Origin of the sequence: Enterococcus sp. DIV0682, assembly GCF_051712685.1 — a bacterium.
Lineage (GTDB): Bacteria > Bacillota > Bacilli > Lactobacillales > Enterococcaceae > Enterococcus > Enterococcus faecalis.
On record NZ_JBIOPK010000001.1, the window covers coordinates 351571 to 377448 of the forward strand.

Genomic DNA, 25878 nt, shown 5'->3' on the forward strand with positions numbered 1-25878 from the left:
AAAATAGGGGGATTTAAAAAATGACTTACACATTACCAGAGTTACCATATGCTTATGATGCATTAGAACCTTACATTGACGTGGAAACAATGCACTTACACCATGATAAACACCACAACACTTATGTGACTAACTTAAACGCAGCGATTGAAAAACATCCAGAATTAGGCGAAAAATCTGTAGAAGACTTAATTTCAGATATGAATGCTATTCCTGAAGATATCCGCACAGCCGTTCGTAACAATGGTGGCGGTCACGCAAACCATACATTCTTCTGGGAAATTATGGCACCAAATGCTGGTGGACAACCAACTGGCGCTATTAAAGAAGCAATCGATGAAACATTTGGTAGCTTTGATGAAATGAAAGCTGCTTTCAAAACAGCTGCAACTGGCCGCTTTGGTTCAGGTTGGGCTTGGTTAGTTGTGAATAACGGTAAATTAGAAATCACTTCAACACCAAACCAAGATTCACCATTAATGGATGGCCAAACACCTGTTTTAGGTCTTGACGTTTGGGAACATGCGTATTACTTAAAATATAAAAACGTTCGTCCAGATTACATTGAAGCATTCTGGAACGTTGTTAATTGGGATAAAGTAAACGAACTTTTTGCAGCAGCAAAATAAGTTTGCCAATTGTGAAGGAAAGAGTCAAATGACGGCTGTCATTTGACTCTTTCCTTTTACAAATCCAGGGTCGAAATAGTTATTCGTTTATGGCATACTAAAGTAAGTAGGGAAAGATAACGGATACATAAAGAAGGAGCTAAAAAAATGAATGTTATGATGCAAAAAGTACACGGGTCAGAAAATGATTTCTTTTTATTGGATGAAACACAGTTTGAGCGTTCTTTAACCGCTGAGGAAATTGAGCAATTGCGCATCCAGTTATGTTCGCGGGAAACAGGATTATTGGCGGGAGCAGATGGGTTACTTTTGGTAGGAGAAGGGACTCACGGCACGTCCAATGCTAGAATGCGAGTGATTAACAGCGATGGTAGTGAAGCAAGCATGTGCGGGAACGGCTTGCGTACGGTTGCCCGTTATTTAGCTGAAAAAAACCAAGAAAAATCATTTACAGTTGAAACAATGTTTGCAGATTTGAAAGTACGTCAAGCCCCCAATTTAGCTGAAGAAGTAGCGACTTACCAAGTGGAAATTTCACCAGTAAGTTTTGAAGCAGTCACTATCCCAATGCATTTAGGGGTCCAAACATTAATTGATGAAATCGTACCAGCCTTATCTAACACCATTCGCTTTACAGCGGTAGCAGTGCCTAATCCGCACCTTGTAGCATTTGTGGATCATGAAACCTTAAATGGTCCAGAATTTGAACGAATCGCTACCTATGTAAATAATGAAAATCCATATTTTCCAGAAGGGATAAATGTGAGTTTTGTTGAAATTCTTGGCAAAAATCAACTATTTGTTCGAACGTATGAACGTGGTGTAGGTTTTACAAGTGCTTGTGGGACAGCTATGTGCGCAAGTAGTTTACTTTATACGTTATTGAAAGATGGTGTTTTTTATGAAGAAATAACCGTCAAAAATGCTGGAGGTATGGTGAAAACAGTCGTCCACGAAACGTCAGATGGCAGTTATTGGATGGAATTAATTGGGAATGCCACGATTACGCATTTGATTGAAGGATCACTGACTGATTTACTAAATGGTGCATTTGAGAAAATAACTATCACTGAAACGAATGAACAAAAACATTATCAAGAATTTCTGCAAACACTTTCTCAAAAATAACAATTGTTCCTTGGTAAAGCGCTCTTTTATTTTACAATTGTGTTAAGTTCTTGTTCCAAAAAATAAAAAATATTGCTTGAATAAGCAAACTATGAGAAAATAAAGGGCATGAATTAAGAATTATTCTTAGATAAACGAGGAAGTGTCTTATGAAACTATGGAAAAAAGTAGTACTGGGCTTCTTGAGCGTCTTGCTAGTGGTAGTAGCTGGGGTATGTGCTTACGGGATTAAGATGTATTCAGATGCCAATTCAACAATTAATGGGATCTATCAATCAGTTAACCGTAAGTCCAATAAAGGAGCCACGGCCAATATTGATGCGCAAGAACCATTCTCTGTTCTTTTAATGGGGATTGACACAGGCGATTTAGGCCGAACAGAACAAGGTCGTTCAGATACTACAATGGTTGTAACCATCAACCCGAAAGAAAACAAGTCCACAATGATCAGTTTGGATAGAGATATTCTAACAGATATTGTTGGAAATGACACACAAGACAAATTGAACCATGCCTATGCATTTGGTGGCGCCGAAATGGCGATTAATACAGTCCAAGAATTACTGGATATTCCCATCCATCACTATGTATCCATCAATATGAAAGGGTTAAAAGACCTGATTGATGCGGTAGGCGGTATTGAAGTAGATAATACGATTGGTGAATTTACGTTGGACGGTATTACTGTTCCAGCAGGTAAAATCAAGTTAGATGGCACGACAGGTTTGGCTTATGCGCGGATGCGTCACGAAGATCCTGAAGGAGATGTGGGTCGTCAACGCCGCCAACGAGAAGTTGTTGAGAAAATCGTGCGCAAAGTCATGAGTTTTGATGGTGTTTCAAAATATCGAAAAATTCTTGATGCTGTTGAAGCCAATGTAAAAACAGACTTAACTTGGGATGACATGATGGACATCCAATCAAAATATTTGTCTGCCTTTAAAACAATTGACTCTGAACAATTACAAGGATACAGTGCAACTATTGATGATATTTATTATCAAGTCCTAGATCCAAATAGTTTATACAAAACACAAACAACACTTAGAAAACAACTTGGTTTAAAAGAACATGCTTCTGAACGTGAAAAAGATTTAGCCTTTTATAATCAGTTTAGCTATGCTGTTACAGATACTGCACTGATTGGTGAATCTGGTGATTCAAGTGCCAATAGCTCTACTAGTTCGAGTAGCACAGCGGACACCACAGCCGGTCAAACAGAATACAACGGCAATACGCAACAAGCAGCAGAAGGAGCCTATGATCCGAATACGTACGTTGACCCAAATACGTACGTTGACCCAAATACGTACACAGATCCAAACGCTTATGCTGATCCAAATACGTATGTGGATCCCAACGCACCACAATATTAATCTGTTAAACAAGCTCGAAAACTTCTATTTCTGATGGAAATAGAAGTTTTTTTCTTTTATTCTAGAAATTTTTTTCAGAAGGTGTTATAATTGGACTATACCAAAATAAACCGTAAGGAGCGTGTCAAAATGCAAATTATCCGTGTAGCAAATGCAGAAGAAGGCGGCAAAAAAGCGTTTGAATTAATTAAAGAAGGTATGAACAATGGTGCGAAAGTTTTAGGCTTAGCAACAGGTAGTACACCAGAAACATTATATAAAGAAATGACAGCAAGTGATGTCGACTTTACAGAAATGACTTCTGTAAACTTAGATGAATATGTTGGTTTAGGTGGCGAAGATGAGCAAAGTTACCGTTATTTCATGAACAAACACTTATTTGACAAAAAACCATTTAAAGAAACATTTGTACCAAATGGTAAAGCAGAAGATTTAGATGCTGCTTCCGCAGAATATGAAAAAATTATCGATGCACATCCAGTAGATATCCAAATCTTAGGTATTGGTCAAAATGGACACATTGGTTTCAACGAACCAGGCACACCTCTAGATAGCTTAACACATGTCGTTGAGTTGACTGAATCAACAATCAACGCAAATAAACGTTATTTTGACAAAGTAGAAGATGTCCCAACACGTGCTGTTTCTATGGGGATTGGCTCAATCATGAAAGGTAAAAAAATGATTTTAATGGCTTATGGCGAAGCAAAAGCAGAGGCCATTAAAGGGATGATTGACGGACCAGTAACAACAGACATGCCAGCAAGTGCATTACAAAACCATCAAGATGTTGTTGTAATCATTGATGATGCAGCTGCAAGTAAATTATAGTCATTGATGAAAAAGAACTTGAAACATAAGGATTTCCTTATGTTTCAAGTTCTTTTTTTGTTATACTGGAAGTAATAGAAGAAGAGGTGAAAAGGATGTTACAGCTAACAATTCCAGAAATTATTTTACGGTTAGTCCTAGCGATGGTGATGGGTGGCGCAATTGGTTTTGAAAGACAATATAAGAATCGCCCAGCAGGGATGCGCACTCACATTTTAGTTTGTATGGGCGCGGCTATTATTGCGTTAATTCAGTCGCAAATTGCAATCAATGCATTGAAAGATGCGTTAGCTAATCCGGCTTTGACGGGGGTCATTCGTTCAGATCAAGCAAGGTTGATCGCACAAGTTGTAAGTGGAATCGGCTTTTTAGGTGCTGGAACCATCATTGTAACGAAACAAAGTGTCACCGGATTGACGACAGCAGCGTCACTATGGACCGTTGCTGGTTTAGGGATCGCGGTGGGCATGGGCTACTATACGATTGCCTTAACAAGTTTTATCGGTGTATTATTTGCCTTAACCATTGTCAAACGAATTATTCACGTACCAACAATCAAAAAATTAGAAATTCGCTATCAACATAAACAAGAAACCAAAGAATTTATTAATCAGTATTTTGAAGAAAAACATATTGAAATTTATGATGTGAACTTCAATGTTTCTTGGGTGGATGATACAAAAATCTATACGAATATCTATACTATTGATTTGCCTAAAGGCCTAACGTATGCCGATGTTATCGAAGACCTATCTGTTTCAAATAATGTAACAAAATTACGATTGATTAATGTGTAGGAATTAAAAAATATCTCATGAAATGGATGCTTTTAGCGTTTGGTTTTATAGGGATAATGAAAATAGAGAGGGATGTAGGATGAAAAATAATCAAGAAAAAGCTAATGAGAAAATGAATATCTCTAATTCTTCTTTTGATAAAATGAATATAAAAGTAGATCCTTCGCAAAATGGTTCACCCCTTCCATTTCAAGTGGGAGATTTTGCTTCTACCAGATTTGAAAAAGGAGAAGAAAAATCTAGCCGAGAAATACTCCAATTTTATTTGGTGGGCATTATTTTATCTCTTATTGGGTATCTAGGGTTAATAAAAATTCCCGTATTTAAGAATGTTTTGGAAAATACTATCGGTTCTTTTGTTATTTTAGCCTGCATCATAATTTTTAGCTTTATTTTCTCCAAAATTATCCAGGTTGCTTTTAAAAGAAAAAAGTAAGCCATTTTGCATAAGCTAATTGTTATCCTGTTTATCAGGGGCAATGAGAAAAGAAATTACTTATAAGTTAGAGTAGGGTACATAATAAAATGGTTTCATACTCTAATTTATATATATATTTTACTTAGGGAGGTGAAAAGTATGTTTGGTTGGATTAGTTCTTGGTTCGGTGGCGGCTCATTCGGCGGTGGCGGCGCCTCAGGAAGTTGGTAAAATAAAAAGCTAGAAACGTTAATCGTTTCTAGCTTTTTGCTATTTATCTAAACCGTAAAGATAGTCATCATCTTTCATGGCTTCAACTGTTCCTAGTAAATAGCCATTTCCTACTTGAGAGAAGAAGTCATGGTTGCTAGTTCCTGTCGAAATACCATTCATTACAATCGGGTTCACATCATTGGCTGTATCCGCAAATAAGGGATCCATACCTAAGTTCATTAAAGCTTTGTTGGCGTTGTAACGTAAAAAGGTTTTTACTTCTTCGGTCCAACCTAAGTCATCATATAATTCTTCTGTATAACGTTCTTCGTTTTCGTACAATTCGTAAAGTAAATTATACATCCAGTCTTTTAGTTTATCTTGCTCATCTTCTGGTAATTCATTAAATCCTAATTGGAATTTATAGCCAATATACGTGCCGTGCACTGATTCATCACGGATAATCAATTTAATAATTTCAGCGACGTTCGCTAGTTTATTGTTTCCTAAATAGTAAAGGGGAGTGTAGAACCCAGAATAGAATAAAAACGTTTCTAAAAATACACTAGCAATTTTTTTCTCTAATGGAGTGCCGTTTTTATAAATTTCGTTAATCCGTTCTGCTTTATATTGCAGATGTTTGTTGGTATTTGTCCACTCAAAAATATCATCAATCTCTTTTTTTGTATTTAATGTACTGAAGATAGAAGAATAACTTTTGGCATGGACAGATTCCATGAATTGGATGTTATTTAAGACGGCTTCTTCATGGGGCGTCCGCACATCATTTCTCAGTTGATCCATGCCGCTTTCTGATTGAACAGTATCTAATAAAGTTAAACCGCCGAAAACGTAGCCGACAGTAGTTTTTTCTAAATCGGAAAGAGTCCGCCAATCATCTAAGTCATTGGATAACGGAATCCGTGTATCTAACCAAAATTGTTCGGTTAATTTTTCCCAAGTGGATTTATCAATGACGTCTTCAATGGCGTTCCAGTTAATTGCTTCATAATACGTTGCCATGGTTATTCCTCCTGTATGCTGGGACAGCAGTCTGTTTGACTAGTTGTCTCGTTTCTTCGCTTAAAACGTTCTACAGAGTCCAAATAGGAGCGTGCAGCCGTTCTTCTTTGTCCAGTATATCTGAAAATGTCCTGTTTAAAAAGAGAACATTCCTAAAAAATAAGACGCTCAAGCAGAACGCCTTATTTAAGTGCTTTTCATTAAATCACGCAAGACTCACATTGATTGCTGCCAATTTCTTCAGCATCATCTGTAAATGTACGAATATAGTAAATTGATTTAATCCCTTTGTTGAACGCATAATGACGTAAAATGTTCAAGTCACGGGTTGTTTGTTTTGGTGTTTCTTTCCATTCATACAAGCCTTCAGGGATTTCTGAACGCATAAACAAGGTTAAACTCATTCCCTGATCAACGTGTTGTTGCGCTGTTGCGTAGACATCAATCACTTTGCGCATATCCATGTCGTAAGCAGAAGTATAGTAAGGGATTGTATCATTAGCTAAATAAGGCGCTGGATAGTAAATCTTACCAATTTTCTTCTCTTGACGTTCTTCAATCATGCGAGTAATTGGATGAATGCTGGCACTAGTATCATTAATATATGAAATTGAACCATTTGGCGCTACGGCTAAACGATTTTGATGATAAAGACCATCTTTTTTCACAGCATCGCGTAACGCAGCCCAATCTTCAGCCGTTGGAATCTGAATGTCTTTAAAAATTTCTTTCACTTTATCAAATTTTGGTGTAAAGTTGCCTTCAATATATTTATCGAAGTAAGCACCAGAAGCATAATCTGATTTTTCAAAATTGTGGAAGACTTGGTTACGTTCTCTCGCAATTTGGTTACTTTCCATTAAAGTCCAGTAATTTAATAACATGAAATAAATGTCTGTAAAGTCTAATGATTCTTCAGAGCCGTATTCCATATGATTTTTAGCGAAGAAGGTGTGTAAGCCCATTGCGCCTAGCCCGATTGTATGGCTTAAACGATTTCCATTTTGGATAGTTGGTACGACATCAATTTCAGAAGCATCTGTTACAAAAGTTAACGCACGCGTCATAGCGCGGACAGATTTTCCAAAGTCAGGACTTTCCATTAAATTAACAATGTTAGTTGAACCTAAGTTACAACTAATATCTGTTCCTAAAACTTCATATTCTTGTTTCCCATTAATAACAGAAGGCGTTTGAACTTGAAGAATTTCAGAACATAAGTTACTCATGATAATCTTGCCATCAATCGGATTGTTTTTGTTAGCTGTATCAATATTGATGATATAAGGATAGCCAGATTCTTGTTGTAATTTAGAAATTTCATTTTCTAAGTCACGGGCTTTAATTTTACGTTTACGTATGTTTGGATTGGCCACTAGGTTATCATATTCTTTGGTGATATCTACATAGGAATAAGGCACACCATATTCGCGTTCCACACTATAAGGACTAAATAAATACATATCTTCGTTGTTACGTGTTAATTCGTAAAATTTATCAGGAACAATAACACCCAGAGACAACGTTTTTACACGGATTTTTTCATCAGCGTTTTCTTTTTTAGCAGATAGGAACATTTCAATATCTGGATGGAAGACATTTAGATAGACCACACCAGCACCTTGACGTTGACCTAGTTGGTTAGAGTAGCTAAAGCTATCTTCAAATAATTTCATAACAGGGACAACACCACTTGCTGCGCCATCGTAACCTTTGATTGGTGCGCCCGCTTCACGTAAGTTGGAAAGAGTAATCCCTACGCCACCGCCGATTCGTGATAATTGAAGGGCAGAATTAATTGAACGCCCAATGCTGTTCATATCATCTGTTACTTGAACTAAGAAACAAGAAACCAATTCACCTCGACGTTTACGCCCAGCGTTTAAGAAAGAAGGTGTGGCTGGTTGATACCGTTGATGGATCATTTCATCCGCCAATGTTAAAGCCAACTCTTCATCGCCATCCGCAAAATACAAGGCATTAAAGGCAACCCGATCTTCATATGTTTCTAAATACTCTGTTCCGGCGTTGTTCTTTAAAGCGTATTGAGAATAAAATTTATAAGCCGCCATGAAAGACTTGAATTGGAAATGTTGTTCATCTAAGAAAGCATATAATTTTTCAATAAAGTCCATTGAATATTTTTCGATGAATTCAGTTTCAATAAAATCTTCTTTCATTAAAAAGTTGATTTTTTCTTCAGCAGAGCTGAATTTACGTGTATTCGGTTCTACATTTTCTTTAAAGAAGGCTGCGAGTGCTTCTTTATCTTTATTTAAAGGGATTTGACCATCAACAGGACGGTTAATCTCGTTATTCAGTTTGAAATAGCTGACATCTTTAATTTCTTTTAGACTCAATTTCTTCCACTACTTTCTTAAAGGTCTCCACGTCTTCGTCTGTTCCGCTAAACTCAAAGGAGTATAGAAGCGGAACGTGGTAATCGCGGGCAATATCTTTGGCGGTATAGACAAATAATTCAGCAAAATTACGGTTGCCCCCACCAGCTACACCAACTAACAGTTCTTGGTTACTTTTATAATCAAGAAAGTCATTCACTACCTCTGTAATTTCTGCATCATAGGTAGGAATGACAAGAATAAAAGGCTCATTTATTTCAAAAAAAGGATTCGCTGGCTCAAGTTCATAAGCAGGCAAATCCAATTTTTTAATAAAGCGCCTTGTTTGACCGGTGACTGAAAAATAAACAAGTTTCATCTTAGCTAGCCAATTGTTTTAATTGGTCTGGACGGAAGCCAACAACGGTTGTTGCTTCAGATGTGATTACCGGTACGCTTTGGAACCCTTGTTCTTTTAACCAGTCGATAGCATCTGGTTGTGCGTCGATATTGATTTCTTCAAAAGCGATGTTATTTTCACTTAGGAAACGTTTCGCCATTTTACATTGGATACAGTTATTTTTTGAAAAGATTTTTACGTTCATTGAAAGTTCCTCCTCTTTTTTTCTACATAGACTAGTATAAATCTATGTAGAAAAAAGTCAACACTTTAACACTATATATTGTGGTGCGTTTTTCTCATAATACTAGTTTTTGTGTTTTTGAAAGAAAAATGAAAACACGTGAATCCTCGTTTTTGGGAGAAAAAACACATTGGTCAGTGTTTGACAAACAAAAAAATTAAAATTTTGAAAGAGAACATTTAGTGAAAAAACACTAAATATTGTGTTGACATTTGAGTTAGGCACAAGAAGAAAAAATAAGCGGATTTGTTATTGAATGAGTGGAATTTTATAGTAGCTAGTAACATAAAAAACAAGAGCTGACTTTTTTCAAAAATGGTAACCTGAAAAAAGTGTCTCTATATAGAAGGAAAATAGAAGAAAACAGGAGATACATCCAGAAATTCATTGACTTTCCGTGTAAGCAAGCGTATTCTTTTAATTGAGAACGATTCTCATTTTCGTTTGAAACTTTTTCACATGGAGGAAAGTAAATGATTACGTTAGCGCAGGCAGAAGTTGGTAAAGTCTATACAGTCGAAAGCGTCCAAGCAGATGTTCAGACAAAGAAACATCTGAACAATTTAGGTGTCGTTGCAGGCCAAGCAGTTGTCCTTGTCAATTATCAGAATCAAAATGGTATTGTTTTATTACATAATAGTCGAATTGCGCTGACAGATACGATTTTACAAGCGATTCATGTGGAGGAGCGCTCGGTGAATGAGAAAGTTTGGGTCTCCTTGGATACCTTGAAAGTTGGAGAACGCGCTACAACAGTAGGGATCCACGGACAAGGAGCGGTGAAACGTCGGTTGATGGACATGGGCTTAACAAAAGGAACAGTAATTTTTATTCGTAAAGTAGCTCCTTTAGCTGATCCAATTGAAATCAATGTACGTGGCTACGAACTAACGTTACGAAAAAGTGAAGCGGAACTAATCTTGGTTGAAAAGGAGGAAAGCGAATGACTCAGCAAATTGCACTAGCCGGCAACCCTAATAGCGGTAAAACGACAACGTTCAATATGTTAACAGGAGCCAACCAATATGTTGGAAACTGGCCAGGGGTGACTGTGGAACGCAAAGAGGGGGTGGCAAAGAAAGATAAGACACTCATTATTCAAGATTTGCCAGGGATTTACTCTCTTTCTCCTTATACGCCTGAAGAAATTGTGGCACGAGATTATCTTTTGGAGGACCAACCTTCAGTGATTTTGAATATTCTCGATGTGACCAATTTGGAACGGAATCTTTATTTAACAACACAATTAATTGAAACTGGATTACCGGTTGTTTGTGCGTTAAATATGATGGATTTGTTGGAAAAAAACGGCCAAACATTGAATAGTGAAAAGTTAAGTTATGGCTTAGGCGTGCCTGTCGTTGAGATTAGTGCTTTGAAGAATCGTGGGTTGGATCATGCTTTAAAACAAAGTAAGCAGCGAGCGAATGCCATAGAGACAGAGGTTATTTATCCTTCTTATGATAATCGCTTAGAAGCAGCACTTGCTGAAATTGTTGATATTTTAGGAAATACTGTTCCTGAAACGCAACAGCGTTGGTATAGTTTAAAACTTTTTGAACGAGATGTTCGAACCAAAGAGCAATTATTATTGAGTTCTTTTCAAGAAAAAGAAATTGAAGAAGTCATACAAATTACCGAAAAAATCTTTCAAGATGAAAGTGAAGCCATTATCATTAATGAACGCTATGCCTTTATTGCTCGATTAATTGCTTTGTGTGCGACGAAAAAAACAGAAATGACATTTACTCACAGTGATAAGATTGACCGAGTGGTAACCAATCGGTGGTTGGCGTTGCCAATCTTTGCGTTTGTGATGTGGTTGGTCTATTACTTGTCTATTCAAACGGTTGGTACAATGGGGACAGACTGGTTAAACGATGTCTTTTTTGGGGAATGGGTTCCTCAATTTGTGGGAAATTGGTTGGCGCAATGGCAAGTAGCGCCATGGATGCAAAGTTTAATTTTAGATGGGATCATTGCAGGTGTTGGGGCTGTGTTAGGCTTTTTACCACAACTGGCCGTCCTGTTTTTATGTTTAGGTTTTTTAGAAGATTGTGGCTATATGGCACGGATTGCCTTTGTCATGGATCGCTTGTTTCGGAAATTCGGCCTATCTGGTAAGTCGTTTATTCCAATGTTAATTGCGACAGGTTGTGGGGTCCCAGGCGTGATGGCTAGTCGAACGATTGAAAACGAACGCGATCGGCGAATGACTATTATGGTCACGACTTTTATGCCGTGTTCGGCGAAGTTGCCAATTATCGCTCTGATTGCAGGTGCATTTTTTCCTAACCAAAGTTGGGTCTCGCCCTCTGCTTATTTCTTAGGGGTTGCTTCCATTGTGTTATCAGGAATTGCTTTAAAAAAGACCAAGCATTTTTCGGGAGATCCAGCACCATTCATTATGGAACTTCCCGCCTATCATTTGCCACAGCTTAGAAGTGTGGTTCGGCATGCCTATGAACGATGTCGCTCATTTGTAAAAAAAGCAGGTACGATTATTTTTGTTTCCAGTATTCTCATTTGGTTCATGTCCCATTATTCTGTGACGTTTCAACCCGTTCCAGAAAGTCAAAGTATTCTAGCATTTCTAGGAAAAGGGTTGGCGGTGCTATTTATCCCATTAGGCTGGGGTAATTGGCAAGGGGCAGTTGCCACAATTACAGGATTGATAGCGAAAGAAAATATTATTGGTACCTTAGGCATTTTATTTGGCAATGTGAAAGATGTTTCTGAAAACGGGGTAGAAGTCTGGGGCGCACTGCAACACACCTTTACGCCAGTCGCGGCCTATTCGTTCTTAACTTTTAACTTATTATGTGCACCTTGTTTTGCTGCAATTGGCGCAATTCGTCGTGAAATGGGAGACCTCAAATGGACATTAGGAGCCATTGGTTATCAATGCGGTTTGGCTTATATGGTTAGTTTTGTGATTTATCAATTGGGCCATGTGTTAGTCGAAAAAGGCACACTAACTCTGGGGACTTTTTTAGCGATGGGTGTTGTTTTAGCTGGATTTTATTTCCTTATAAGAAAACCAAAGCCAGGCAAAGAAAGTGTCCAAGCAATCACTTCTTTAGAAAGAGGGTAATAACGGATGGCAACAATTATTTTATCCATTTTAATTTTTGGAACAGCAGGAATCATCACCTATCGACGAATCAAAAAAGGGGAAAGTTGTGAAGATTGTCAAACAGCTTGTCCTGTAAAAAAAGAACAATCTTCACAAGAATAACAACTGAAAAAAATTCCCTCTTGTATAAATAATAGCGGAGTGCTACAATATTGAGGTAGCTGAAAAGCTATTTTATACAACGGGGGCATAGCTCAGTTGGTTAGAGCATCTGACTCTTAATCAGAGGGTCTAGGGTTCGAATCCCTATGCCCCCATTGGGTGCCAAACCCACGAGAACGGTATTCTGTCGGCGTCTTAGGACGTTTCGAAGACGGAGTACGCGTTCTCTTTTTTTACATAAAATGTCGTGTGTCGTGAGAGATACACTAGTTAAATCGGTTAAAGAATGCTACGCTTAGAAGAGCGAGAAAGTACGTTATATAAAAAAAGTTAAAAATTTTTCAGGCTAAAAAAGCGAATTTAACAAAAAGCGCACTTTTTGGTTCCTATGAAACGAAAAAGTACGTACTATACAGCATGTACGGCACGGTATATGATGATATCAGAAAACGTTAAAGGAGCGAATCAAATGATTACATCACTAGCAGATACAGTAACATTAAACAACGGCACTAAAATTCCAGGAATGGGTCTCGGGGTATTCCAAATACCAGATGAAGAGACAGCAAAAGTGGTCGAAGAAGGGATTATCAATGGTTATCGTTTAATCGATACAGCGCAAATCTATGGCAATGAATCTGGCACAGGAGCGGGAATTAAAGCAGGCTTAGCGGTAACTGGTTTGAACCGTGAGGACTTATTTGTTACCTCGAAAGTTTGGAACGCGCATATTTCCTATGATGAAACAATTCAAGCTTTCAATGATAGTTTGGAACGTTTAGGTTTAGATTATTTAGATTTGTATTTAATTCATTGGCCAGGAAATAATTCTTACAAAGAATCATGGCAAGCTTTAGAAACTTTATATGCTGAAGGAAAAGTGAAAGCAATTGGTGTCAGCAACTTCCAAGTTCATCATTTAGAAGATTTACTTTCTTATGCAAAAGTTGTTCCGGTAATTAACCAAGTGGAACTACATCCAAAATTGGATCAAAAAGAAGTGCGTGATTTCTGTGAAAAACATGATATCAAAGTCCAAGCTTGGTCACCATTGATGCAAGGCCAATTATTATCGAATGAAACCATTTTGGCGATTGCTGAGAACCATAATAAATCAGCAGCGCAAGTGATTTTACGTTGGGATATTCAACAAGATATCTTATTAGCCGTGAAATCTGTCCACAAAGAACGGATGATTAGCAATGCAGCGGTCTTTGATTTTGAACTAAGTGCAGAAGAAATGGCACAAATTAACCAATTGAATGAATCGTTACGTGTGGGACCAGATCCAGACACGTTTGATTTCTAAAAATTAACTAGGAGGAGATACAATGAGTGAAGCAGTTAAAGGTTTTTCAGTAGTCAACCACGTGGGGATTACAGTCAGTAATTTGGATGAATCAGTAAAGTTTTATGAAGCATTAACAGGAACAAAAATCGCAAATCGTGATGAAATTGGTGGAAAACGGATGGCCCAAACACAAGGGTTAGATGATACATTAATCAAGTATGCCAATGTGCATCTAGAAAACATCAATATTGATTTATTAGAATATGTTAAACCAAACTCAGAAAAAGCTTCTTATTCCAACGAACAAATTAGTGCAATGCATATGTGTTTCGAAGTGGAAGATATTGATGCAGCTGTTGCACGTTTAAGAGCGATTGGCGTAGAACCTGATGGAGAGCCGATTACATTCCAAGAAGAAGATGGCTTGAAGAGCGGTTTTGGTACAGGTGTCGCTTACTTTACCGATCCAGATGGTACAAATTTAGAATTGATTGCTCCTAAAGGTCCATTTACACGAAATTAAGTTAAAAGACTTTCAAACAAACATCAAAAAGCCCCCCCGCATTCTAGTATCACTAACTAGAATGGGGGCTCTTTTTATTTTTTGAGACAGAAGTCGCTAAAGAAAAGATATTCCAAATCCGTAATTGATGGTATACTAAAACGTAACAAATAAAGGAGGAAGACAATTGATTCTTAGCGTCTTAACAGTTATTTATTTTATTAATGCAATTATTGCGGGAATTACCATTTTGTTAAAACCTCGAGATGTAGCAGCAATTTGGGCATGGCTACTCGTACTGATTGCTCTACCCGTTTTTGGTTTTTTCTTATATTTATTCTTTGGGCGCGGTTTAACCGACAAAAAGAAATTTTATTTGCAACAAAGTGATTTGCGGGAATTAGAGAATTTTCAGAATTTCCAAGAAGAAAGTTTTGAACTTTATAGTCAAAAGATGCCGACGGAGGAGCAACAACAGTTTACAGACTTTTTTTCCTCGTTGAATAGGATGCCTCTGACTAAGAAAAATGATGTTCAAATTTTTACGGATGGTACGGAAAAATTCAATGCGTTGATGGCGGACATAAAAAAAGCTCAGCACTCCATTCATATTGAATATTATGCCTTTGTAACGGATCATATCGGCACCAAAATTTTGAACTTATTAGAAGAAAAGGCGGCTGAAGGGGTTGAAGTGCGGTTGCTTTACGATGCCTTTGGCTCAAAGGGCACCAAGGTTCATCATTTGAATGAATTGAAAAAAAACGGTGGTTTTGTCCAAACGTTTATTACTTCTCAAAAAGCACTTTTGAAGTTTCGTTTGAATTATCATGATCACCGGAAAATTGTTGTTATTGACGGAAAAGTAGGCTACATTGGCGGCTTTAATGTTGCCGATCAATATGCCGGAACGACTAAAAAGTTTGGCTATTGGCGGGATACACATTTACGGATTCAAGGGCCAGCAGCCTCATTACTGCAAATGCGTTTTTTAATGGATTGGAACGTCTCTTCCCCCGAGAAAAATCGTGTGGCGTATCAATTGGATTATTTCTTTAAACTTGAAGCATTGGTGCCAGAGGCAAATACATCCATTCAGATGATTGCCAGTGGTCCTAACAGTGACCGTGAACAAATTAAATTGGCCTTTATTAAATTGATTACTTCTGCCAAGAAAAGAGTCTGGATTCAAACGCCGTATTTAGTTCCTGATGATAGTGTCTTGGCTGCTTTAAAGGTTGCTGCGGCTTCAGGAGTAGATGTTAAAATTATGATTCCAGATAAGCCCGACCATCCGTTTATTTATCGAGCAACACAGTATTACGGCCGCTTGTTGATGAAAGAAAATATTGAAATTTTAATTTATAACGGTGGTTTCTTACATGCGAAAACAATGATTATGGATGATGAAGTCTGCACAGTAGGTTCAGCCAATCAAGATATCCGAAGTTACAAATTAAACTTTGAAGCAAATGCTGTGTTATATGATAAAAAAATCATTGATCAATTAGAAGCAATTTTCTTAGAAGATCGAAAAAAATGTACAACAATGACTCCAGAAGTTGTTCGCGACATGTCCAAATGGTTGATTTTTAAACAACAAATTTCACGATTATTTTCACCAATTCTTTAAAACTGTTTTTCACAAAATGACGAACTTCGGATCAGAAGTTCGTCATTTTTCTTCGGGAATTCTATAAAAGTATAGAAAATCACAAAAAAAGTCAAAAAAATTTTAAAGAATATTTTTTAAATTTTTTCGTTATTTTTTTATCTTTAGTTGCTGTTAAAACAAATAAATCTTATTGTAAATTTGTTATTTTATTTTTGCGAAAAAGGGACATCTTTTATAAAAGTAAAAAAAATTAAGCAAAGAGTGTTGACAAAAAAAACGAAAAGGAATATGCTACATGTACAAGTTAAATACAAAGCAATGACAGAAAAGCAGTAGAGAAATAACCACTGTTACAGAAAGCTAGTGGCGCTGGAAACTAGTACACGTTATTTATCGAATTACATTCTTGAGCTTCTGCCTACAGGGCACGGGTAACAGCGTTATTTGTTAAGAGGTATATAGTATTTTAAATAAATTAAACTATGTATAAATTTGGGTGGTACCACGAGAAATTCGTCCCTAAGTCGTTTCGACGGCTTAGGGATTTTTTGTATTCTTTTTTTGAATACGTGGCAGACCAAAGAAAATTTCGTGAACCCGTGTATACATAGAAATAAACACGGGATATCGTGTAAAAACAAGTGTGTTAATCGTTTATTTCTTTAAATGAACGATTTCCTATAAAGAGATAATTATAAATATGGAGGGTGATAACATGAATATCATTGACGAGCTAGCATGGCGTGATGCAATCAATCAACAAACAAACGAAGAAGGATTAAGAGAACTTACAGAAAATACGAGCATTTCGCTATATTGCGGTGTCGATCCAACTGGAGATAGCATGCATATTGGACATTTAATTCCTTTTATGATGATGAAACGATTCCAATTAGCAGGTCATCACCCATACATTTTAATTGGTGGCGGAACTGGAACAATTGGTGACCCAAGTGGACGAACAACTGAACGTGTTTTACAAACGATGGAAGCTGTGCAACATAATGTGGACAGTCTTTCAAATCAAATGAAAAAATTATTTGGTAAAGATGCTGAGGTAACAATGGTGAACAACTACGATTGGTTATCAGAACTATCTTTATTAGATTTTTTAAGAGATTACGGGAAAAACTTTAATGTCAACACGATGTTGGCAAAAGACATTGTCGCTAGTCGTTTAGAAAGTGGCATTTCCTTTACAGAATTCACATACCAAATTCTTCAATCAATTGACTTTTACACATTGCATAAAAAACATAATATTCAATTGCAGATTGGTGGCGCTGATCAATGGGGCAATATCACTGCAGGATTAGATTTGATTCGTAAAAAAGAAGGACCAGAAGCCAAAGTATTCGGGTTAACCATTCCTTTAATGCTAAAAGCAGATGGTACAAAATTTGGGAAAACAGCGGGTGGCGCTATCTGGTTAGATCCTAAGAAAACCTCACCATTTGAATTCTACCAATTCTGGTTAAACCAAGATGATCGTGATGTCATCAAATACTTGAAATTCTTTACTTTCTTAGATAAAGAAGAAATCGATGCGTTAGCTGAAAAAGTTGAAAAAGAACCAGGTAAACGTGAAGCACAAAGACGCTTAGCTGAAGAAGTGACACGATTTGTTCACGATGATGCAGCATTAGAAGAAGCGCAAAAAATTTCAGAAGCTCTTTTCTCAGGCAATATTAAAGACTTAACGATTGAGGAAATCGAGCAAGGGTTAGAACATGTGCCAACTGTTGAAATTACCAAAGATGCTAAAAACATCGTAGATTGGTTAGTTGACACAGAAATCGAACCATCAAAACGTCAAGCTCGCGAAGATGTGAGCGGAGGAGCTATAAGTATTAACGGTGACCGAGTTACCGATTTAGATTTTGCAGTCGATCCAACACAACATTTCGATGGAAAATTCGTTGTTGTACGGAAAGGGAAGAAAAATTACTTTTTAGCAAAAGTAATGGATTAGAAATTGATAATAATTTCACGAAGAGAAGACGTGTGATTATTTGATCAAAGTTAAAATTCTATTTCTCCTTACAGGTAGTGGTGAAACCGTTAATACACCTAATAAGAGTGGGATTGTACACACAATCCCACTCTTATTTTTTTATATAATGGTTCTGACAAGACACCTTGTGAAAAAATTATAAAATTAAAGAGCTATGATAACCATTGTTATTTTTCTTCTTTACACTTTAGCCGTTTGGGTGTAAGTTGTGAATGCAAAATCTAATTCATTAAAATTTGTAAGGAGGAATTTTCGTATGAAAAACGAAAAATTAGCAAAAGGCGAAATGAACCTTAATGCACTATTCATTGGGGACAAAGCCGAAAACGGACAATTATATAAAGACTTGTTGATCGACTTAGTAGATGAACATTTAGGATGGCGTCAAAACTACATGCCACAAGACATGCCAGTTATCTCTTCTCAAGAACGCACATCTGAAAGCTACGAAAAAACTGTCAACCATATGAAAGATGTATTGAATGAAATCTCTTCTCGCATGCGTACACATTCAGTTCCATGGCATACAGCAGGTAGATATTGGGGACATATGAACTCAGAAACATTAATGCCTTCTCTATTAGCTTACAACTTTGCAATGCTATGGAACGGGAACAACGTTGCCTATGAATCTTCTCCAGCAACTTCTCAAATGGAAGAAGAAGTAGGACATGAATTTGCTCACTTAATGAGCTACAAAAATGGTTGGGGACACATCGTTGCTGATGGTTCTTTAGCTAACTTAGAAGGCTTATGGTATGCCCGTAACATTAAATCATTACCATTTGCTATGAAAGAAGTAAAACCAGAATTAGTTGCTGGCAAATCAGATTGGGAACTATTGAACATGCCAACAAAAGAAATTATGGACTTATTAGAATCAGCTGAAGATGAAATTGATGAAATCAAAGCTCATTCAGCTCGTTCAGGTAAACATTTACAAGCAATCGGTAAATGGTTAGTCCCACAAACTAAACACTATTCTTGGTTAAAAGCTGCTGATATTATCGGTATCGGTTTAGATCAAGTTATCCCAGTACCAGTTGACCATAACTACCGTATGGATATCAACGAATTAGAAAAAATCGTTCGTGGCTTAGCAGAAGAACAAATTCCAGTGCTAGGTGTTGTCGGTGTAGTTGGTTCTACTGAAGAAGGTGCCGTTGACTCAATCGATAAAATTATTGCTTTACGCGATGAATTAATGAAAGACGGTATTTACTATTATGTACACGTGGATGCTGCTTATGGTGGTTATGGACGTGCCATCTTCTTAGACGAAGACAACAACTTCATCCCTTACGAAGATTTACAAGATGTTCATGAAGAATACGGTGTCTTCAAAGAGAAAAAAGAACACATTTCAAGAGAAGTGTATGATGCATATAAAGCAATCGAATTAGCAGAATCAGTAACAATTGACCCTCATAAAATGGGTTATATCCCTTATTCAGCTGGTGGTATCGTTATCCAAGATATCCGTATGCGCGACGTTATTTCTTACTTCGCAACTTACGTATTTGAAAAAGGTGCCGATATTCCTGCATTACTAGGTGCTTATATCCTTGAAGGTTCAAAAGCTGGTGCAACAGCTGCTTCTGTATGGGCTGCACATCACGTTTTACCTTTAAACGTTGCAGGTTATGGTAAATTAATTGGTGCTTCAATTGAAGGATCACATCATTTCTATAACTTCTTGAATGATTTAACATTCAAAGTTGGCGACAAAGAAATCGAAGTCCACACATTAACTCATCCAGACTTCAACATGGTTGACTATGTGTTTAAAGAAAAAGGCAACGATGATTTAGTAGCAATGAACAAATTAAACCATGATGTATATGACTATGCATCATACGTTAAAGGAAATATTTACAACAACGAATTCATTACTTCACATACTGACTTTGCTATTCCAGATTATGGCAACAGCCCATTAAAATTTGTAAACAGCTTAGGATTTAGTGACGAAGAATGGAACCGTGCAGGTAAAGTAACTGTGTTACGTGCTGCTGTAATGACTCCATACATGAACGATAAAGAAGAATTTGATGTTTACGCTCCTAAGATTCAAGCTGCTTTACAAGAAAAATTAGAACAAATTTACGACGTAAAATAATTGAATCTTAAACGGAAAAAAGAAATGGTAACCGAACGAGGGAACGTTGGTCTGGTTGATTTATTCAATAGATAAATCAACCAGACGGCTAACCTCTTAACCAATTCTTTGTCTGGGTAAGAGGCAGTCGAATGACTGTTTTACTCAGCGTATAACAGTCATTCATGCTCCTTATCCAAAATCTTATAAGGAGTGTACAAAATTGGATAAACAACAAGTTAAAAAAATTGAATTAGGTACTTTTATCGGTTTAACAATGGCATTGTGTGCAACTGTACGTAGTATCCCAACACTTGCTGCTGTTGGTTGGACATTAATTTCTTACACAATTTTCGCGGTCTTATTCTTTGCTGGTCCAATCGCATTGATATCTGGTGAATTATCTACGATGCTTCCTCAAGAAGGTGGCCCTCAACTTTGGGTTAAAACTGCCTTAGGTAGCAAATGGGGTTTTGTTGTCGCTTGGTTACTATGGGTGCAAATGTTCCCAGGAATGGTAATGGTTGCTTCTACATTAGGCCCTTTGCTAGGTAATACATTTGGTAATGTTCATTTAGGTGAAAATCATTGGTTCGTATTAGGTTGTATCTTAGTGATTTACTGGATTATTACAATCTTAAACTTGAAATTTGACATGGCGAAAGTTGGCGGAAATATTGGTGTTTGGCTAGGTGTTTACATCCCAGTATTAGTTATGTTTGTTTTAGGTCTTCTTTCAATGATTAAAGTAGGCTTAACACCTGGCGGCTATTTAGGTGCCTTCTCTTGGTCAAAAGTTTTACCAAACTTAGAAAATATGGACACATTTAAATATCTAGCAGGGATTGCGTTTATCTTTGTTGGGATTGAAATGTCTTCTGTTTATATTCCTCGTTTGAAAGATGCAACAAAAAATTATACAAAAGGCGTTTTCATTTCATTAATTGGTTTAGTTTTATTAAACGTTATTAATGCAATGTTTGTTGCTAATATTGTTCCAAATGGCAAAATGGAATTGTCTAACATTACACAACCAATTTTGCTTTATTGTGACGTTTTAGGTTTACCAACAATTATTGGTAATATCTTTAGTTTCATGGTCTTCTTAGGTGTGTTATTACAATTATCTGCTTGGGTTACTGGACCATCAAAAACAATTATTCAAGTTGCTCGTGATGGCTTATTGCCACCAAAATTTGGTTTCCATCGCGAAAATAAATATGGCGTTTCTCGTAACGTTGTGTTAACACAATCTGTAGTTATCTCATTATTCGCTTTACTTTATGGGGTAATGGATGATGTCAACGCTGTATTCTTAACTTTAACAAATGCAACAACAATTATTTATAGTATTGTGTATGTATTGATTGCGATTTCCCTAATTAAATTACGTAAATCTCAACCAGATACACTACGTCCTTACCGAATTGGTAAAAAAGGTAATGGCTTAGCTTATTTAGTGGCAGCAATGTTAATTTTTAGTGTTATCATTGTTATTTTCGCCACATTAGGTACAACAACCGTGACTGATGCAGTCTTAGTTGCATTAATCACTATTGTTATGTTTGTGATTCCGTTAATCATTAATCGCTTTAAAAAAGCAAGTTGGGCAACGGAAGTAAAAGAAGATTTAGGTGAATAAAAAGGCTAGCAATTATTTTGCTGAGTGCCTCTTCACCTGATGACTATAGTAAATTGTCGTTTGGAAACTGAAGCAAGTTCGATTATTGCTTCAGTTTTCGCTTTCCATAAAAGGAGGTTTTCATATGAAATCAACGAAACCCACTGTTTCGTTCGCTGAAAGTTTAGGCATTTTGATTGCCTTGTTAGCGATTCTCGGGTACTTAATTATTGGTCAAAAATTAACCCCTCACATACCGATTCTTTTTGTATTCATGTTGTTGTTGCTTTATGGCAAATGGAAAGGATTTTCTTGGGATGAAATCCACGAAGGTATTGTGGAAGGGATTAAACCAGGGATCATTCCGATTATTATTTTCTTGCTGATAGGTGTCTTAGTTGCTACTTGGATCTTATCTGGGACGATTCCAACAATTATGGTCTATGGTTTTAAAATTATCTCAGTGAAGTTCTTCTTACCAACCGTTTTTGTGGTCTGTGCACTAGTTGGTGTGACGGTAGGGAGCTCCTTTACGACTGTTTCAACTATGGGGATTGCCTTTCTAGGTATTGGACATATTCTTGGATTTGACAATGCGATGACAGCTGGCGCAGTTGTTTCAGGTGCCTTTTTAGGGAACAACATTTCACCGTTATCTGATACAACAAACTTAGCTGCTGGAATTGGTGGCGTGAACCTTTTTGAACATATACTAAACATGATGTACACTGTTATTCCGGCGTTTATTATTTCGATTGTCGGCTATATCTTCTTGGGACATCAATCTGGTTCGGCGGATTTAAAATCGGTTGATGCAATGGTCCAAACGTTACATCAAGGGTTCTGGATTTCACCGATTACATTGTTGCCAGTAGCGGTTTTATTCTTATTCGCCTGGAAAAAGGTACCGGCTATTCCAACGTTACTAGTCGGCTCTACAGTGGCGGTCATCTTAGCTTTTATAAATGATCATCACCTAAGTTTAGCGAAAGTTTCTACCATCTTAATGAGTGGTTATGTGGCAGATACAGGGGATCAAAGTATTGATACACTTTTATCTCGTGGTGGGATTGAAAGCATGTTAGGTTCTGCTGCGTTGATTATTTTGGCATTAGGTTTAGGCGGCTTGTTGATTAAGTTTAACATCGTGGCTACTTTAATTGATAAAATTAAAGGCTATGTGAATAATCCAGCCAAATTAATCGCTTTAACTGCCTTAAGTTCTGTGGGAATTAACTTACTAGTTGGCGAACAATATTTGTCAATTATTTTACCAGGGGAAACATTTAAATCCTCATTTACTCGTTTAGGTATTGATAAAAAATATTTAACTCGTACTTTGGCAGATGCTGGGGCGGCAGTCAACTCGTTAATTCCTTGGGGAGTTAGTGGTACCTTCATTATGGGAACGTTAAAAGTTGGTGCACTAGAATACTTACCGTATGCCTTTTTCCCATTGCTTTGCCCTATTATTACCGTCATTCTGGGGATATTCTTAAAAAAACAACAAGGGGAAAACAAAAAAGCACCAGGGACTAACGTTGAATTGTGAGTTTTTTCAGATAATTAAACAATTGGTTACGATTGAACCTCAGTGTCTCTGCTGATTGGTTCAATCGTTTTTTCGTCACAGATTTTTTACAATTCTTCATATAATCTTTGAAGCTCCTTAAAGGCAATTTAATTATTCTAAGTTATGATACAAAGGATCAATCAAATAGGTGGATGAACGTGGTGTTAAACTCATAGAGACTAACAGTAGTTTATTCTTGCTCAATGTTGAGGTGTAGGTTCGAATCCTACCGTCCACTTTCTGTTATTTAAACCAACTAGAACGAAACACAAACAAGTGACGGATACACATGATTAAGGTACAATAAGGGTAGGGAAAACAAGGAGGAATTCTTATGAAAAAGATAGGGCTTATTTCTAGTACTTTTCTTTTAACCCTTGCTTTAGCAGCATGCGGCGGCGGAAAAAGTACAGAAAATACGGATAGTCGTTCCAGTGCTGCGGAAAGTACCACAGTCGAGAGCACAAAAGCATCTGCTACAAAAGAATCAAGTAGCAAAGCAGCAACAAAATCTAGTGATGCGAAATCGTCAGGAACAACAACAGCTGATTCGAAAGCAACAGCTTCTTCTACGAAGGAAGCGACAAATAATGGCTCAGCAGAGAAGCAATCACCAGCGAAAAATGCGAATCCAGATGACCAAGCCAACCAAGTGCTTAACCAGCTAGCAAACATGTTTCCTGGTCAAGGCTTACCGCAGGCAATTTTAACGAGTCAAACGAATAACTTTTTAACTGCAGCGACAACTTCACAAGCGGATCAAAACAATTTCCGTGTTTTATATTATGCAGAAAAAGAAGCGATTCCAGTGAATGATGCACGTGTTAATCAGTTAACGCCAATTAGTTCTTTTGAGAAAAAAACATATGGCTCTGATGCCGAAGCAAAAAATGCAGTGAACCAAATCATTGACAATGGCGGTCAACCAGTAGATTTAGGTTACAATATCACTGGTTATAAACAAGGGGCGGCAGGTTCTAGTTACTTATCTTGGCAAGAAGGCAATTGGAGTTTAGTCGTACGGGCCTCAAATATCAATGGTGAATCGCCTGATGATTTAGCGAAAAATGTTGTCAACATTTTGGAACAAGAAACATTACCAGCACCGAATACCGTTGGTCAAATCACACTGAACGTGGCAGGAACCACTGACTATAATCGAAACTCAGTAGTTTGGCAAGCCGGTACAGTCGTTTACTCTGTCCATCATTTTGACCCAATTCAAGCAGTGAAGATGGCAACATCGATTTAAATAATCAAAAGAAAGCGTGCAACAATGCCCATTGTCGCACGCTTTCTTTTATTATTTTTGTTCTGTATAACCTTGTGACTCCACCAATTCTTGGCTTTTCTTCATGCTGATTCCCTTAGAAGAATCTCCATCAATCTGGATACCATCCACTTTTTTTGCTTTATCATAATCAAGTTTTTCATAATTAATCGTCAATTTTTCGATGGCTTGTTTGTCCTCATAGGTCAGTTTGTAATCAAGCCCTTTGATGTCCTCATATTGTTTAGAAACGGGTTCCAACGCTGTTTTTGCCTCTTCTTTTGTAATCCCCAATTTGTCATAAGAAACAATGTTTTTAGCCGTTTGCGTTAAGACTTTATCTCCTTGGTACGTATAGGTTAAGGTGGAATCAATCCCATCTTGTGGCGAACCTACAAAGGTTTTTGTCTCTATTTTTGAACCGCAACTTGCAAGAAAGAATACCCCAATAAAAATTAAAAATACGCGTAAAAATTTTTTCATTTCTAGATAACCTCCTTTAGCTGTTTATTCTTGACTGTAACATAACACGCCAAATAATTACTGTTAAGTAGAAAGCTTGTGAGAAGTCCAGCAAATAAAAAACTTGCCTCTTCATTTTTATGAGAAGAGGCAAGTTTTTTATTTAGTAATATCACTTAAATCTGGTTGTGAGTGGGCCAACCGACTGGCAGCCGCAGCCGCAATTGCGCCCACGATATCATCCAAGAATGTGTGGACATGTTCGCCATCATGCGCATTTAACTCTTTTAAAATGCCTGGTTTTACCTTGTCGATATACCCATAGTTCGTAAAACCGATAGATCCATAAACATTTACAATGGAGAGCGCCATAATTTCGTCAATGCCATAAAGCCCTTCATCTTCCGTTAAAATTTCTTGTAACGGTGAGAGTAGCTTGTTTTCTTCTGCCAGAATATCCAGTTGGACACCTGTAATAATCGCGTTGTGTACTTCACGCTTTGTTAACACGGCATCAACACTTTCTAAACAAGTATCTAATGTTAAATTGTCAATATAATCTTTTTGTAAAAATAACACAAGTTCAGCTAAATCATTCATTGTTACGCCACGTTCTTGCAATAAACGACGTGCGCTATTTTCTAACGTATCTCCTTGGATTACCATTTTTTGTCCTCCTAATTTCTGCTTTAGTTGAAGTTCTTCTTTCATGGTACCAAAAAGAACGATAAAGGGGAATTAGAATCTATTTTGGTAGAGAATAATTTAGTTGAAGTGTTATTTTTAGTTAAAAATT

Annotated in this window: 23 protein-coding genes, 1 tRNA gene and 1 other annotated feature; of the genes, 18 read left to right on the forward strand and 6 right to left on the reverse strand. The window is 37.1% G+C overall.

Going from position 1 to position 25878, the window contains the following annotated elements; translation table 11 throughout:
* The first annotated feature begins 20 nt into the window (after positions 1–20).
* The 6 genes from IGK96_RS01800 (at position 21) to IGK96_RS01825 (ending at position 5197) form a co-directional block, all read left to right on the forward strand.
* Complete coding sequence (locus tag IGK96_RS01800) at positions 21–629, forward strand: superoxide dismutase (RefSeq protein ID WP_002361201.1); 609 nt, start codon at positions 21–23, stop codon at positions 627–629.
* A 147-nt stretch (positions 630–776) separates the two neighbouring features.
* Positions 777–1757, forward strand: a complete 981-nt coding sequence (dapF, locus tag IGK96_RS01805; RefSeq protein WP_002361202.1) for a diaminopimelate epimerase — start codon at positions 777–779, stop codon at positions 1755–1757.
* Between the two features lie 149 nt (positions 1758–1906).
* Entirely contained in the window at positions 1907–3133 is a 1227-nt protein-coding gene (locus tag IGK96_RS01810; protein WP_085443027.1) for an LCP family glycopolymer transferase, read from the forward strand.
* Between the two features lie 129 nt (positions 3134–3262).
* On the forward strand, positions 3263–3964 hold the full coding sequence (gene nagB, locus IGK96_RS01815) for a glucosamine-6-phosphate deaminase (RefSeq protein ID WP_002355352.1): 702 nt from the start codon (positions 3263–3265) through the stop codon (positions 3962–3964).
* Positions 3965–4059: 95 nt separating this feature from the next.
* Positions 4060–4761, forward strand: a complete 702-nt coding sequence (locus IGK96_RS01820; protein ID WP_002355354.1) for an MgtC/SapB family protein — start codon at positions 4060–4062, stop codon at positions 4759–4761.
* Between the two features lie 79 nt (positions 4762–4840).
* Entirely contained in the window at positions 4841–5197 is a 357-nt protein-coding gene (locus IGK96_RS01825) for a hypothetical protein (RefSeq protein ID WP_010707845.1), read from the forward strand.
* A 252-nt stretch (positions 5198–5449) separates the two neighbouring features.
* Here IGK96_RS01825 and nrdF read toward each other — a convergent pair whose 3' ends face one another.
* The 4 genes from nrdF to IGK96_RS01845 form a co-directional block, all read right to left on the reverse strand.
* Complete coding sequence (nrdF, locus tag IGK96_RS01830) at positions 5450–6415, reverse strand: class 1b ribonucleoside-diphosphate reductase subunit beta (protein ID WP_002355357.1); 966 nt, start codon at positions 6413–6415, stop codon at positions 5450–5452.
* Between the two features lie 200 nt (positions 6416–6615).
* Positions 6616–8775, reverse strand: coding sequence for a class 1b ribonucleoside-diphosphate reductase subunit alpha (nrdE, locus tag IGK96_RS01835; RefSeq protein ID WP_010775548.1), 2160 nt, complete (start codon positions 8773–8775; stop codon positions 6616–6618).
* On the reverse strand, positions 8756–9133 hold the full coding sequence (nrdI, locus tag IGK96_RS01840) for a class Ib ribonucleoside-diphosphate reductase assembly flavoprotein NrdI (protein ID WP_002355359.1): 378 nt from the start codon (positions 9131–9133) through the stop codon (positions 8756–8758). The genes nrdE and nrdI overlap by 20 nt, the downstream gene beginning before the upstream one ends.
* A 1-nt stretch (position 9134) precedes the next feature.
* Positions 9135–9359, reverse strand: coding sequence for a redoxin NrdH (locus IGK96_RS01845; RefSeq protein ID WP_002355360.1), 225 nt, complete (start codon positions 9357–9359; stop codon positions 9135–9137).
* 512 nt (positions 9360–9871) lie between these two features.
* On the opposite strand from IGK96_RS01845, the gene IGK96_RS01850 reads away from it, so the two are divergent.
* The 12 genes from IGK96_RS01850 to IGK96_RS01905 all read left to right on the forward strand — a co-directional run bounded on the left by IGK96_RS01850 (position 9872) and on the right by IGK96_RS01905 (position 24602).
* The gene (locus IGK96_RS01850; protein WP_033597419.1) at positions 9872–10345 is read left to right on the forward strand and encodes a ferrous iron transport protein A; all 474 of its coding nucleotides are present in this window, start codon (positions 9872–9874) and stop codon (positions 10343–10345) included.
* The gene (gene feoB / locus IGK96_RS01855) at positions 10342–12492 is read left to right on the forward strand and encodes a ferrous iron transport protein B (RefSeq protein ID WP_002355363.1); all 2151 of its coding nucleotides are present in this window, start codon (positions 10342–10344) and stop codon (positions 12490–12492) included. The genes IGK96_RS01850 and feoB overlap by 4 nt, the downstream gene beginning before the upstream one ends.
* 6 nt (positions 12493–12498) lie before the next feature.
* Entirely contained in the window at positions 12499–12636 is a 138-nt protein-coding gene (locus IGK96_RS01860; RefSeq protein WP_002355364.1) for a hypothetical protein, read from the forward strand.
* 81 nt (positions 12637–12717) lie between these two features.
* Positions 12718–12791 (forward strand) — tRNA-Lys (locus tag IGK96_RS01865).
* 278 nt (positions 12792–13069) lie between these two features.
* The gene (locus IGK96_RS01870) at positions 13070–13945 is read left to right on the forward strand and encodes an aldo/keto reductase (RefSeq protein ID WP_033921793.1); all 876 of its coding nucleotides are present in this window, start codon (positions 13070–13072) and stop codon (positions 13943–13945) included.
* Between the two features lie 22 nt (positions 13946–13967).
* Complete coding sequence (locus tag IGK96_RS01875; protein WP_033624808.1) at positions 13968–14450, forward strand: VOC family protein; 483 nt, start codon at positions 13968–13970, stop codon at positions 14448–14450.
* A 166-nt stretch (positions 14451–14616) separates the two neighbouring features.
* Positions 14617–16062, forward strand: a complete 1446-nt coding sequence (gene cls, locus IGK96_RS01880) for a cardiolipin synthase (protein WP_002355443.1) — start codon at positions 14617–14619, stop codon at positions 16060–16062.
* A 291-nt stretch (positions 16063–16353) separates the two neighbouring features.
* Positions 16354–16568, forward strand: a binding site (T-box leader).
* A gap of 191 nt (positions 16569–16759) precedes the next feature.
* Positions 16760–18016 carry a tyrosine--tRNA ligase gene (gene tyrS / locus IGK96_RS01885; RefSeq protein WP_002355444.1) on the forward strand — a complete coding sequence of 419 codons (1257 nt, stop codon included), beginning with the start codon at positions 16760–16762 and terminating at the stop codon, positions 18014–18016.
* A gap of 298 nt (positions 18017–18314) precedes the next feature.
* Positions 18315–20177, forward strand: coding sequence for a tyrosine decarboxylase (gene tdc, locus IGK96_RS01890; RefSeq protein ID WP_002355450.1), 1863 nt, complete (start codon positions 18315–18317; stop codon positions 20175–20177).
* Positions 20178–20379: 202 nt separating this feature from the next.
* The gene (gene tyrP / locus IGK96_RS01895; protein ID WP_002355453.1) at positions 20380–21798 is read left to right on the forward strand and encodes a tyrosine-tyramine antiporter; all 1419 of its coding nucleotides are present in this window, start codon (positions 20380–20382) and stop codon (positions 21796–21798) included.
* Between the two features lie 124 nt (positions 21799–21922).
* Positions 21923–23329: a Na+/H+ antiporter NhaC gene (nhaC, locus tag IGK96_RS01900; protein ID WP_071646554.1), complete on the forward strand. Its 1407-nt coding sequence runs from the start codon at positions 21923–21925 to the stop codon at positions 23327–23329.
* Between the two features lie 355 nt (positions 23330–23684).
* On the forward strand, positions 23685–24602 hold the full coding sequence (locus IGK96_RS01905; protein ID WP_071646555.1) for a hypothetical protein: 918 nt from the start codon (positions 23685–23687) through the stop codon (positions 24600–24602).
* 51 nt (positions 24603–24653) lie between these two features.
* Here the strand turns inward: IGK96_RS01905 and IGK96_RS01910 are convergent, their stop codons facing one another.
* Both IGK96_RS01910 and IGK96_RS01915 read right to left on the reverse strand, forming a co-directional pair.
* Complete coding sequence (locus IGK96_RS01910) at positions 24654–25103, reverse strand: YehR family lipoprotein (RefSeq protein WP_002355456.1); 450 nt, start codon at positions 25101–25103, stop codon at positions 24654–24656.
* A 138-nt stretch (positions 25104–25241) separates the two neighbouring features.
* Positions 25242–25748, reverse strand: coding sequence for a phosphatidylglycerophosphatase A family protein (locus tag IGK96_RS01915; RefSeq protein WP_002355457.1), 507 nt, complete (start codon positions 25746–25748; stop codon positions 25242–25244).
* Positions 25749–25878 lie beyond the last annotated feature (130 nt).